Genomic DNA, 13,080 nt, shown 5'->3' with positions numbered 1-13,080 from the left:
TGGAATGAAGAATGGAATGAGAGCAATTCACCCAGGCGAGATTTTGCGAGAAGACTACCTCCTGCCTTTGGGTATGAGTGCTAACGCATTGGCTAGAGCCTTGCACGTCACGCCAGCACGAATTAACGATGTTGCGAGAGGGAGCAGAGGCGTTACGCCAGATACCGCTTTACGCTTAGCGCGGTATTTTGGCGGAGACCCACAATCATGGCTAAATCTGCAGCAAGCTTATGATTTGAAGGTGGCCCAAAAGGCGGTGGCCAAGAAGATCGAAAGGGAAGTGCAGCCTTTGCATGCATAAAAGATCTATATATTGAATCTCCATTGTCTCAATAGATGAGTCAACTCTAACCATAGCTAGGCGTTAATACTTCAACTGCTTTTCTTGTATATTTATTGAGGAGTTTTTATGAAGCTTATTATTTCCTGCTTGGTTCTTGGTCTTTCACTTGTTGCCTGCGTATCTGGTCCAACCGGGCCTACTATCGCAGTAATGCCGGCACAAGGAAAGCCTTTCGATGTCTTTCAGCAAGATGACCAGGTGTGCCGCCAGTTTGCCCAAACCAGCTCAAAAGCTACAAGCGAAGAAGGGGTTAAGTCGGCCGCCATAGATGCGGGACTTGGAGCTGCAGTAGGCGCTATTGCTGGCGCAGTAATTGGTGGCGGGAGTCATGCGGGAGTGGGTACCGGGGCAGGCGCTGGCCTCTTGGCGGGTGCGCTCGGGGGAGCCTTGAGTAGCTACTCTTCAGATAAGACCGCCCAGACGCAATATAACGTCGCCTATCAACAATGTATGTACGCCAAGGGAAATCAAGTGCCTAGCGCCTCAAATTTAAGCAAAAAGGGCTATTAATCGGTTAAGCTTTATAAAATTAGCCTGCCGCAGCGCTTGCGGCTAACGCGGATTAAAAAGGTTTCGCTAGTTTAAAAACTAGCGTAGACTTTCAGTTCTATAAGAGGTTAGCGCCTCTTACTTTGTTAAAACTTGATAGGATGCATATGCAAAAGCCCACAGCTTCGCCTAAGGCGAAGAAGAATTCTACTGACACCAACCTTATCCACTATGAGGCCGTATTAAGCGTTGTTCGGGAGGCTCGATCCTGGTTGGAATTACGCCAAATTGCGTTGCTAAGTGGAGTATCCATGGCAAAGTGCAGGGCACTCTTGGCTCAAATGGTTACTAAAAAGCAAATCACCTCGACACTGAAAACCAGCGTTCGCCACCCGGATGGTATAGAGATGTACGCGAAACTCTGCATGGCTAAATGTCAGGCAGAGCAACGCCAGCGTGAAAATGGTTTTGAGATTGCAAAATCAAGGTTTGAGTTATGGCCAGAGTTAATGGATGGCAGAACGCATCGGGTTTATGCTGCGAAACCCAATCAATTGCATTCTCTTGCAATGCTCTCCAGAAGAGCTTGAGTCTTAATTCTGGTGAAATGCTCATCAAAATGACCTTCCAATTTCCGCCATCAAGCAGGAGTGAAATCGGGTGAAAGTGCGCCAACGCCTAACTAGGGAGGCCCTGCATCGCGACATGCCATTGATTGCACAACTAGTTGCCCAGTACCGCGCTGTATTTGGGCCGGGCCTAAAGGTACTTTGGGCAAAAGAAGGCGAATTTGAGGTTGCCAAATTACCTCAAGTTCGTTCCTATTGTGGCCCCTTTGAGTCAAGCAAATCGCCTAAGCCTTAACTTTATATTGCAACACTAAGTGATTATTTTGGACAAGCTAAAGAAAACCTACGCCAAGTACCTCAAGGCTATCGGCGCATTTAAATGCACTGGCTCCTGCCAGCTTTGCTTGGTAGTTGTTGTATTCACCTTGATGCTCCCGGTCGCCTTGCAGTTAGCCGGAATCTTTTGGTATTTTGGCCTTCGCTTAAATTTACTATCTCCCGACGTCTGGACATGGGTTGATGGTGTAACTGATTATCAAAATGGTTATATACAGAATCAATATAAGCCATTGGTCGTAAGCGGGGCGCTGTCTTTCATGTTGGTGTATGGGCTGACGCTTGTTGCATACGGGGTGGGTATTAAAGCCTATTTAAGTAGGGAGCTGCATGGAAGCGCAAGATGGGCAAACCTTGCAGATGTTAAAAAAAGCGGCCTTTTAAATGGCATCGGAATCGTATTGGGCCAATTTGGCAAGAAATTCTTACGCTTTTCTACCCAACAATTTGTCCTTGTGGCTGCTCCTACACGATCGGGCAAAGGGGTTAGCTTTGTTATTCCAAACTTGCTCAGCTGGACGGAGTCCGTTGTTGGGTTGGATATTAAGCAAGAACTCTATGACATTACCGCCGGCTATAGAAGGGATGTACTTGGTCAAGAGGTTTATCTGTTTAATCCATTTGCCGAGGATAAAATTAATGGCGTTGAGGCACCAAAAACTCACCGATATAACCCTTTGTCATCAATCTCAAAAGGAGTATTTAGAGTCGGTGATACGCTTGCTATAGGCTCGGCAATATGGCCATCCGGTGGCAAGGATTCCTTTTGGAACGATAGCGCCCGAAATCTATTCTTGGCGATCGTCTTATTGTTGCTAGATATCAAGGACCAGAGGGAGCTAGAGGGCCCTGGGTCAAAATTACCGAATTACCCGGTAACCATGGGAGAGGTGCTGCGGCAAGCTGCGGGACGAGGAAGCCGCCTTTCTGTTAGGGATTATATGGCCGGTCTTCTTGAAGAATATACCTGGCTCTCTTCGGAATGCGTGGATTCAATTGGAAACTTTTTATCAGCACCCCCAGAGACGCTTGGCAATATTCTCTCTACCTTTAATGCCCCATTGACAATTTGGCGCAATCCAATCGTTGACGCGGCAACCTCCGAAAATGATTTTGATTTACGCGATGTACGCAAAAGAAGAATGACGATTTACATCGGGATCACTCCCGATCATTTAGCCGAAGCCAAGTTGCTTCTCAATCTGATTTTTAGCCAACTGATCAATCTGAACACAAAAACGCTGCCAGAAAAAGACAAATCACTCAAATACACATGCCTTCTATTGATGGATGAGTTCACCTCAATTGGCAAGGTCGACATTATTGCAAAAGCAATTGGCTATATTGCCGGTTACAACCTAAGATTACTCATCATTATTCAGTCACCCTCCCAGCTCGAGTCTGTATACGGCAAAGAGGATAGTAGAACGATGATTACCAACTTTGCGGTGAGGCTGGTGTATCCACCAAAAGAGCAAAAAGACGCAAATGAGTATTCAGAAATGCTGGGAACATACACGGAGTTATCAGCCAATATCAGTCGATCACGGAGTATTTTCAATCAACGCGCTGGCGGTAGTGAAAGCTTGTCGCATCAAAAACGGCCATTAATGCTTCCTCAAGAACTAAAGGAGATGAATCAAGATGAGCAAATCGTCTTGATGGAATACACCAAGCCAATCCGGTGCACAAAAATTAGATACTATGAAGATCCTTTGTTTACTGAAAAGTTATTGCCGCCACCATCAATCACCCCTCTAGACATTCAGAGTTTTGTGGCACGATCACAAAATAAGGTTAGGGAATTGAGTGCGGATGAAATTGACTTTAACTCTCAAACCTTAAGAGATCCTCCGCTAGCCGTTGATCAGCTTGCATTGCTGGCAGATGCACCAAGTTTTGATATTTCTGACAACAGCGATTTTAGCGAGGCAGATGCAAATGAATTTGCAGATGCTTGCTTTTCGAGCTTGGGTGTTGACATTAGCGCATTGGAAGAGGGTCTTGCAGACGATAATCATGCTAATTACGCTAGGAACGTCGATCACGAGGATGCCACTCTTCTGTTAGATGAAAAGATTGAGGTTGATCTACAGGCGGGTGAGGGTATCGATGCTACGGGCATCAAAACTAGCGCTCAATTTTTAGATATGATTGACAGCGGTCAAAATGCTGTCTTAGTGTCCATAAATAAAACGCCCTCAACACATGAGCTAAACAATCTGTTTGATAACCTTTAAATATATAAACGTAATATGGCAACCACACTAAACCAGGATTTTTCCTCACACATTTTTTAGCAACACTTTGACATTGATGGCTTCTTGATAGCTAATAAAGCAGCAACCTACTTCTTCCGTGTGGGCAGCAATGCTATGGCGCAGGCAGGAATTAATTCCGGCGACAGGCTGGTGGTCGATCGCTCAATCAAGGCTAAAAACCGCGATACAGTCGTTGCAGTTCATGAAGGGCAGTTTTTGGTTCGACGCTTACATGTATCGAATGGACGGGTGGAGCTAGCTGCTGAGAGCGAGGGTTATCCACTGATATCCTTAGAGAGTGATGAGCAATTAGATATTTGGGGTGTTGTAGTTGGGCTTGTTAGGAAGCTTTGATTCACGAAATTTGTGAGTCGGCCGATGCTTTTAGGCCGCCCGACCCCCGCCAAAACACCGCTCTAAATCATTCCTTTTCAAGGGAAAATATGGTTTAATTTCATGCATACAACCCATCAAGAGTTAGCGCTCTGGGTTTATGACAAAACTTGATGGGATTCAGATGCCAAATTTCTTTAGCGATAGCATTAGTTTTCGAGGTATTTTCACCTCTAATCAATGGTTTTATGCTTCCCAGTGCAGCATAGAGAGCTGGAGAGCGTAATGGCCAATGTAAATGGTGCCAATTGGATTTCCGAGCTCGACAAAGTTCGAGATGCTCTTGGTTACGTAGACTCTACCAGCAGGGATGATTGGCTAATTGTCGGGGCAGCCTTAAAACGTGAGCTTGGCCAAGACGCTTTTGATCTATGGGATGAATGGAGCTCTAAGGCTGAGAGTTATAACGCTAAAACAGCTAAATACACATGGGACCGTTTTAAGCCTGGTAAAGCTGGGCTAGGAACTGTCTTTCATTTGGCCAAGCAAGGTGGCTTTGACCCAACAGGCCGCATTGGCAATGAACCGCTATCAACGCAAGCCAAATTAGAGCAAGCGGAGCTACGTGCTAAACGCGCCAAAGAGCAAGCAGAAGAGATTGCAAAAAAAGAGGCGCGATACAGCAAGGTAGCAAGCCTATCCTCCCAGATTTGGCAAGCAACCATTCCTGCGGGGAGCGATCATCCATATTTGGTTCGCAAGGGTATAACCGGCGAAAATCTTCATGAGATTGATCAAGCCAAATTAGCATCCCTCATTGGTTATGCCCCAAAGGCAAATGACGAGCTTCTGGTTGGCCGCATATTGCTTGCAGCGGTTAAGCAAAATGATTCAATTAATACCTTGGAGTTAATTGATGAGAATGGACGTAAATCGGCTCTTGCTGGCGGACGAAAATTACAGTCTTATTGGGTGGCCAAAGACCTTGCGCAATCAACCAATGAGCCGTCGGTAATTTACATTGGGGAAGGTATTGCAACTACCAGGTCGATCGAGCACTCTTACAGCGCTTTACAAGCTGACCTTGGCTTGCCGGACGCCCTCATCGTAGCCTCACTTTCAACCGGCAACATGCCTTCTGTTGCGCTTGCACTCCGTGCTCAGCATCCAAATAGTTTGATAGTTATTGCGAGTGATCTAGGCCCCGGAGAACAAGCGGCAATTAAGGTGGCCCTAATGGTGGGTGGCATGGTGTCAAAACCAAGTTTTAGCGATGTTGATTTAGCCAGCCAGAAAACTGTTGATAAAAATGACTTCAATGATTTGCAATTAATTGCCGGTGATCAGAAAGTAGTTGTTGGACTGCTTGCTGCTCAAACACCACAAAGCCTCGGATATCAATTGATTGATGGCCAGGTGGTGAGTAACGATGAAGGGGCCGCATTGACTACTCAAATCAAGACAAGCGCCAGCTCCAGGGGAGACAATTTATCCTCAAAAAAGCCTTTTAAGTCAGCGTCACCTGAACAGAGCCAGGGCATCGAGTCTGTACCCCTTCGTGGCTTTAATGATGCTGATAAGGCTAGCGTAGAACTTCAAATTAGCGATGCTGTGAAAGCCGCTCCAACGAGATTTATTGACCTCTACAAGAATGATCTTAGGTCGCATGGCGGGCTCTATATCAATGTGGATCTATTTAAAAAAACCTTCGAGCCATATCGCCAATCAAAAGAGTCGAAGGATATTTATAATCTTCCTGTGCATAACAGCGCTACCATGCTGGCAAATATGCTCTTTCGTCAGAATTTGGAGATTGCGCAAAGCAATTTCAAGGATGGGGCAAAAAATCAAAATCGAGTGATCTTAATCGCTGGAATGCCTGGAGCTGGCAAATCGAATTTTGTTAAGGCAGTAATAGCCAGCGACCCCAGTATTGCATGCATTTATGAGGGTCAGCTTGATAATTTAGAGCTCGTAAAATCGATGATCGCCCAAAGCGTTGATATGGGCATGGAAGTTGATGTTCTAGCCGTTCACTCTAAGGCTGTCGACTCCCTTGATGCGTCATTGCAGCGTTTTGAGACGGTAGGGCGGGGCGCAACAATTGACGATATTGCCGCTTCGATTGCTACATTACCCAATACCCTTGAATTGATTGCCCAGGCTCATGGCGAGGCCGTTAAACTAACTATCGTCGATCGCACAGATCCAGCAAGCCCGCTTATTGCGCGGGGCTGGGATCATCTTCCAAAACTCTTTTCCGAAGGCAACTATGAAACCATCAAACACCGACTCTCAAGCCATCTTGAGCAGCGCTACCAATCTAGATCCATTAGCCAAGCCATTTACAGTCACGCTCTCAACGGAAGCTCAGGACGACCCTTTTTGCAAGACGCTAGCAAAGGCCTTGGAGGAGTCACATCAGACGAACGTGGATCAGACAACACCAGAAGAGCCCTTCTAAAAGCCGGCAATGAATCGGTTGCGATCAGCGACTTTGGAGAAAAGATTGGTGGTGCCAGGAAGGATGTGTGGACTGGTTACCTTGATAGACTTAAATCCGCTCAAACACTTGCAGCCAGAGAGGTTCCATTTTCTCAATACTGGCCTGAACCAAATTATCAAAAACTCATTGAGGCAGGGCAGAATCCTGAAGCGATTGCCTATCTTCGGGCGCTGCGAGATGTAGTCCCTAGCAAGCCGAAGGCTACCTACAAGCTTTCCCGTTGGAGTGCAAAAGTAGAGGCGAGCAAATCGCTTGCTCAAGAGATTAACGAAGTCATCGATCAACCTCAATCCCTTGAACTTATTTTTGATAAATTTAATTCCATCCCCGAAATTGCTGACCGTGCCATGCTCTACCAAATTGCTGGCCACAAGCAATCATTGGCAAGTTATCAAATAAAGATTGCCAGTTATTCCATGCTAGATGGGGTAACTCATAACCCAGCTAAAACACTGTGGTCTATTGAAGAAAAAACCAAGGGCCGCTCATGGCCAAAGCAGCTCATTGTTGCCGATACAAGGCAAGCCCTTCTAGAGCGGTTCTCAAGTGAGCATCAATCTCTTTTGGATGGCTCTCAAAAAAGTAAGTCTAATAAAGAACCGCAATTTGTCCTTTATCGGAAAAGGGCGGGAGCCCCACTCTTTATTGCGAAAAAAATTGGCAGGCGCTACATCGATTTAGCTGGGCCTTTTTTGGATGTAAAGGAAGCTCGAGATTATCGCAGCGCTAACTTAAATGAGTTAGAGCAATCATTAGCAAAACTAAAAGAGGTGCCTGCTATACGGGCTTTACAAAATGAACCTCGATTAGGCATAGATTACCGTGGCGATCAAAATATCACCCCGCAAGAGTTTAATGAAGTTTTTGGTTTCCGAGGGGTCGAATTTGGAAACTGGGTTGAGCAGGGAAGGCGTCAAAGTGATTTAAACGAGGCCTATGACGCATTGATGGACCTTTCTAAGGCCTTAGGTCTACCACCGGCCGCACTGTCTCTCAACGGTGAATTAGGCTTAGCTTTTGGGGCCAGGGGTAGAGGTGGTGTTGATCCAGCTAAGGCGCATTATGAGGCTGGCCATGTGGTCATTAACCTCACCAAAGAAAAGGGTGCAGGCTCTTTAGCTCATGAGTGGTGGCATGCATTAGATAACTACCTGGTGCGAACTAACAAACCTGAAAGCCCATTGGGATTTGTAAGCGAAAACCCGCAAGCTGTAGTTCTGCGTAATGCCCTTCAAGAGTCTTTTGTGCAGGTGATGGAGCAAATTCAACTCTCTAATCTGCCAGCAAGATCGGCCAAGATGGATGAGTTTCGCAGCTCTGCGTACTGGGCAACCCCAATAGAAATGTCTGCCAGATGCTTTGAGGGGTATGTAGGCGAGAAGCTATCAGGGCTAGGCATTCGCAACGATTATCTCGTTAACTACCTTGCCCCGAAAGAATGGAACAGTGAAGATTTAATTCGATACCCCTATCCAGTTGATCGGGAGGTCGAGTCAATTAATGGGGCATTTGGGAATTTGTTTGCGCAAGTGCAAACAAGACAGACGGATAAGGGTATGGCTATTTATAGCGAAGCCCGTTTAGGCGCTGTGCCGGAGGCACAGCGTTTATCAGTCAGCTTGCTTGTCGAGAAAATTGATCAGCTTATTAAGCCATTTAAATCGACCATTCCCGTAAAGTTGTTGGAAACGACTCGGGAGCTGGGCGCTATTGATCCCGGGTTTGTAGTTTCCGGCGTAACGCACCAGGAGCACATTTTCCTTATTAGGGAAGGGCTTGGGAACATCGCTGATGTCGAGAAAACGTTGTGGCATGAAATGCTCCATTTTGGGTTGCGACGATTTTTAACTAAAGATGAATATAGCAAAAATCTAAATGAACTATATAACAAAGATCAGTGGATTGCCAATAAGGCCGATCGATGGATAGCATCACCTGACGGACAAGATGTTCTTGCGCGTAATCCCAAAGATCCTGCGTATGTAAAAGCCAGAGGCGTTGATGAGGCTTTAGCAGATCTTGCTGAAATTATTCAAACCAACCCATCGGGATATCAACTAAACTCATTTGAGGCTAAGGCAATTCGCACTGTCCGTAATTGGGTTGCGGTACTTGCAGATAAATGTGGATTTCCAGAGGCTGCCAAACAATGGCGAGCTGTTGCTGCCGGCAAAGAAGCAAGAGATTTAGTTGCAAACACCTTTAGCAAGTTGCGTGAAGGGGCTGCACCAGTTTTTAGCCCAAGTTGGAATTACTCTGACCCTTCATTTAAAAAGGCATCAAGCGATGCCAACGACTCCAAAGAAGAGAAGCAGTTCAATGTCGCAGGCCAATTTATTGGGCCAGCTCACGCTAATTTTCCCTCTTCAGGAGATATCAACATGGCCAAACAAGCCAAAACTAGTGCGCCAGAACAAGCCGCACCTTCAGAGAAGACTCTTGAGGAGTCCAGGCTATCAACCTCACCTGAAAAGACGGAGCCATCCCGCTCGGTAGGTGAGCCCTTATATGACCTTTCTAAGGTTCCTCACGAAGTGCGTACCGCAGCGAGTAGTTTTTTTGGCTCACGTCACAACCACTATCCACCGCGTGAAAACGGCGGTCCCTACAAGGGTGAGGTATTAAATACCTCGAATTATTTGATTCAAGAAGTTAGCCCAAGAGCCCTGGTGTTTCATGACAAAAGCAAGATTGAATATAAGAACGATAAGATCGCTGCGCTTGAGAAAGACAACCGCATTAATGGGTTGGAGGTAAAAATTAATTATGAAGGTGATCAAGCCAAGGTGCGACCATACGATCGCATGCACGACAATTTTCTAAAAGTTTGTAGAGAGATGAAGGAGTCGGCAGAGATTATGGCTCAGCCCCCTGAGTTTACCGAGATGCTCAACAACATTATGGCGTCATCTTGGGAGCGCATGAGTCGTGAGCGCCTAGAGCAGCTTCAGCAAGTTCGCCAACCTAAAAAGCAGCTTGCCCCTGATCACACAATCGTTGCCCCAGCCCCGAGTGCTCAAGATGCGCCAACTAGGTCGCGCTAAAAAGCACAACATCCGATAGATGAGATGACATGAACACGCAACTTAATCACGACTTAGATTTGTTTTCGCCGTCAGGGTCAATAAATGAGCCTGAGCTCAAAACCTATATCCATGATCTTGTAGATGATGTTTTTGATCGCCAGCTGTACTTAGATTCTCGAGTACGCATGCCGACAGCTTTTGATCATCCCAAAGATGGTCAAGCTAAAGCTAACCCCATCGCCAATCCTTTTTCACCTTCTTTTTTGGATACCAAATAACTATGGCCACCTTACAAAATGCTAGCCCTGAGGATTTAGCAATTGAAAATTCTCTCCTACACGCAACCCCGCTTTTCCCCGACTTTTTCTCACAAGCATTGCGTAAGGATATTGGAGGTTTGCTCGATCAACTTTCCAAAGACGCTGCGCAAGCTACAGACCTAACTGCACTGGCATTAGGAGCGAAAGCTAGGAGTATGTTGGCAGCACCAATATCAAGCGATAACACGGCCTCACTATTGCTCTATATGCGTGAGGCAAATCGCGCGTTATTAGGCTTAAATCCAGGCTGGCAGGATTCAAAAAAACACGTTCGCGCTGAAGAGCTTATAGCCAAGGGTTATGAGTATGCGGAAGGCCCAATTAACAAAACTGCAGGGCAAGCAGGCGTAGACAGCGCCCCCCCTTCAAAAGCACAAGATAGCTCCGCCAAGCCTGATAACTTAGGCGCACTCAATCCCGAGGATGTTCCGGAAATTGTTAAAGAGCGTTACTTACGCAACCCAGCCAATCCTGGGCTATTCTTTTTTCGAGACCGCAAAAATGACCTTGCATTTAGCGATACGGGCATCAAACTAATAACGAAGCACGATGACCCTGTTGTTGCTGATTCTATGGTTGCCATGGCAATTGGTAGAGGGTGGGGAAGTATTAGGGTTAGCGGTAGCGATGAGTTCAAAAAGGAAGTTTGGTTACAAGCGCAGCTTGCTGGCCTGCTAACAATTGGCTACATCCCAAGTGATGCGGATTACGCCAGGCTCGATGCTGCAAAGAAATATCAAGCAGAAAAAGCGAGAAAGGATGTCGAGAAAATTGCTAAAGCAGATTCTAAAAATCAAAGGAACGAAAGAAGCGCTAAGACTGCCAACCAATCTGACAACCCGTCAAATCGTGATACTAGCGAACAGTCCCTCTCTCCTGCAGGGGAGAGGCTCGTAGCGCATGGAGCTGCTCCATATGAATTTGATAAACGTGACGGGGCAAAGAAAAGTTACTTTATTAAAACCGAAGGCCAAGATGGAAAAGAGCGAATCTACTGGGGTGTCGGGCTACAGGACGCCCTAATTCATTCTGGAGTAAAGATTAATGACCAAATCTCGCTAAAGAGGCTGGGAAAAGAGCAGGTTGTAACTGATAAACCCATCTGGGATGAGTCGGGAAAGCTGCTTGGCCATGAGCCGATTACCACCGAGAGAAACGCTTGGGAAATTAAATTGGCTAATCTTGGCCAGCCAACACATTCTGTCGGTAGTGGTGCGGGGCAGGTTGATTCAATCGCAACCGAGTCCCAAAATATTGGGCCAACGCAGTCGCCACAATCTTTGCCAGCAAATTCGAACACTCTATGGGCTCATAAGGCCAAAGCCTTTTTAAATGGAGATCCTAAACAGGTATTAGGGGCCTTCCCTGAGCTGGGTAAAACTCTCCTGGCATTTAAAGCGGCGCAATCCTATTTTGAAAAGACGGTTCCAAATGAGGAAAAGCGCGGCGAAATATTGACAGAAATTAAACAAGGGCTATATGCCCGCATCCTGTCTGGAAATATTCCACAGATTCAAATTATTGATGAACGAAAAATTGGTGTTTTAGTTGACCACGGAAAAACGGGGGACAACTCTTACTTTATCTCTTACAAAGATCTATTCGGTAAAGTGCAGACGATAAGGGACCCAGGGCTTGAAGGCGCCATTAAAAAAACTCCGCTGGCGATCGGCCAACCCATTGAGCTGAGTAAAAACGCAATCTCCAAATCAATTCGCATATCAAACCAAAAGGCTGATTTGTTAGATATTGCGCAAGCCACTGGTAGCACTTGGGAGATAAAGGGCGGAGATGTCGCTATCTACAGTCAAGCCATTAGTTTTGGAGCGGTGGCAAAAGCAAAAGGCGCAAATAGCCAGGCCGTAAATCTGATTGTGAGGGCGGCTTTAATCAAAGGGCATAAGTTGGCTAAAAATGGTGTTGCCATTCCCATGCCAACCGTCTTTGATCCTAATGCACCAGCCAAACCCATGGTGCAGACTCTAAACCCTGAAAAGACCCAGAAAAAACCCAAGATCGATCGTAGTCAGTCGATTGGCCGCTAATTTATTTTTTATAGAAAGTTTTAGTTATGAAAAAGGTTTCAACTTCAACCAATGGAGATACGGCAAAGACCGATGGGGAATCGATAGGCAAAGCGGTAATTCCCTTGCAAATATTTCTTCCCGCGAATATCGCTAAGTCTTTACTTCATAATGCCTCCAAAAGTAATCTTTCCCCAGAGAACTATGTTTTATTTGTTTTGGATTTCCATCTAGGGGAAGGTTCACTGCTTGATCATTATATGAATGCTCCCGTTTCGTATGAGTAAGAAAATGCCTGCAGGGCAAAGCTCTGGGCACATGACTATACGGGCGGGGTCATTGAAAGCCGCCTGGCTTGCCCACTGTAGAGCCCGAAAGACTTCCTCTGCAAATCTACTGCGAAAGTTAATGAGTGCCGAACTCTCTGCTAATGGCGAAGGCCATTTCAACGAAAATGACAGTGATTTTGTAATTAATGATTCCAATGAAATAAGGCGCTTAGAATTACAGGTACCGCTTGATATATGTGAGGCACTTAATGAACTTACTGCAAAGGAAGGTTTCCCCACTCTCAATCGTTATGCTGTAGCTCTTTTAGCCGTCAAAGCTACAGGATCACCCCAATTAAATCTTGAAGAATTCAAGGCGTTGGTTAGCTCTAACCGTCAGATGATGGCCATTGGTCGAAACCTCAACCAACTCGTGATCGATGTCAAAACCGCCAATGCTGCAAATGCTGATTTATCAGTCATCGGTAATTTCCGGTTTGGTGTATTAGAGCAATTGCGCGAACAAATTGGTCGACATACTACCCTTGTGAGACAAGTACTGGCTGCAAATATTACCCGCTGGAATACTTAGGATTTCGGTATT

The 13,080-nt window shown here is 45.9% G+C and carries 11 protein-coding genes; all 11 read left to right on the top strand.

Features of this window, described 5'->3' with window-relative positions; genetic code table 11:
- Positions 1-4: 4 nt before the first annotated feature.
- The 11 genes from ICN12_RS07865 to ICN12_RS07815 all read left to right on the top strand — a co-directional run bounded on the left by ICN12_RS07865 (position 5) and on the right by ICN12_RS07815 (position 13,068).
- Positions 5-301 carry a HigA family addiction module antitoxin gene (locus ICN12_RS07865; RefSeq protein WP_216271958.1) on the top strand — a complete coding sequence of 99 codons (297 nt, stop codon included), beginning with the start codon at positions 5-7 and terminating at the stop codon, positions 299-301.
- Positions 302-409: 108 nt separating this feature from the next.
- The gene (locus ICN12_RS07860; RefSeq protein WP_216271957.1) at positions 410-853 is read left to right on the top strand and encodes a glycine zipper family protein; all 444 of its coding nucleotides are present in this window, start codon (positions 410-412) and stop codon (positions 851-853) included.
- 146 nt (positions 854-999) lie between these two features.
- A complete protein-coding gene (locus ICN12_RS07855) occupies positions 1,000-1,422 on the top strand; it encodes a hypothetical protein (RefSeq protein ID WP_216271956.1) in 423 nt (140 codons plus the stop codon).
- Between the two features lie 76 nt (positions 1,423-1,498).
- A complete protein-coding gene (locus ICN12_RS07850; protein ID WP_216271955.1) occupies positions 1,499-1,696 on the top strand; it encodes a hypothetical protein in 198 nt (65 codons plus the stop codon).
- Positions 1,697-1,715: 19 nt separating this feature from the next.
- Positions 1,716-3,977, top strand: a complete 2,262-nt coding sequence (locus tag ICN12_RS07845) for a type IV secretory system conjugative DNA transfer family protein (RefSeq protein WP_370624989.1) — start codon at positions 1,716-1,718, stop codon at positions 3,975-3,977.
- 72 nt (positions 3,978-4,049) lie between these two features.
- Entirely contained in the window at positions 4,050-4,352 is a 303-nt protein-coding gene (locus tag ICN12_RS07840) for a LexA family protein (RefSeq protein ID WP_518519185.1), read from the top strand.
- A 264-nt stretch (positions 4,353-4,616) separates the two neighbouring features.
- Positions 4,617-9,881 (top strand): LPD5 domain-containing protein, encoded by a 5,265-nt coding sequence (locus ICN12_RS07835; RefSeq protein ID WP_216271953.1) that lies wholly within the window; start codon positions 4,617-4,619, stop codon positions 9,879-9,881.
- 29 nt (positions 9,882-9,910) lie between these two features.
- Positions 9,911-10,141: a hypothetical protein gene (locus tag ICN12_RS07830; protein ID WP_216271952.1), complete on the top strand. Its 231-nt coding sequence runs from the start codon at positions 9,911-9,913 to the stop codon at positions 10,139-10,141.
- A gap of 2 nt (positions 10,142-10,143) precedes the next feature.
- A complete protein-coding gene (locus tag ICN12_RS07825) occupies positions 10,144-12,228 on the top strand; it encodes an LPD7 domain-containing protein (RefSeq protein ID WP_216271951.1) in 2,085 nt (694 codons plus the stop codon).
- A gap of 26 nt (positions 12,229-12,254) precedes the next feature.
- Positions 12,255-12,494, top strand: a complete 240-nt coding sequence (locus tag ICN12_RS07820; protein WP_216271950.1) for a hypothetical protein — start codon at positions 12,255-12,257, stop codon at positions 12,492-12,494.
- Between the two features lie 121 nt (positions 12,495-12,615).
- On the top strand, positions 12,616-13,068 hold the full coding sequence (locus tag ICN12_RS07815; protein ID WP_216271949.1) for a hypothetical protein: 453 nt from the start codon (positions 12,616-12,618) through the stop codon (positions 13,066-13,068).
- Positions 13,069-13,080 lie beyond the last annotated feature (12 nt).

Origin of the sequence: Polynucleobacter sp. AM-25C3 (assembly GCF_018882335.1) — a bacterium.
Classification (GTDB): domain Bacteria; phylum Pseudomonadota; class Gammaproteobacteria; order Burkholderiales; family Burkholderiaceae; genus Polynucleobacter.
The sequence above is the reverse complement of the archived record's forward strand: the minus strand, read 5'-3'. Positions and strand labels throughout refer to the sequence as shown.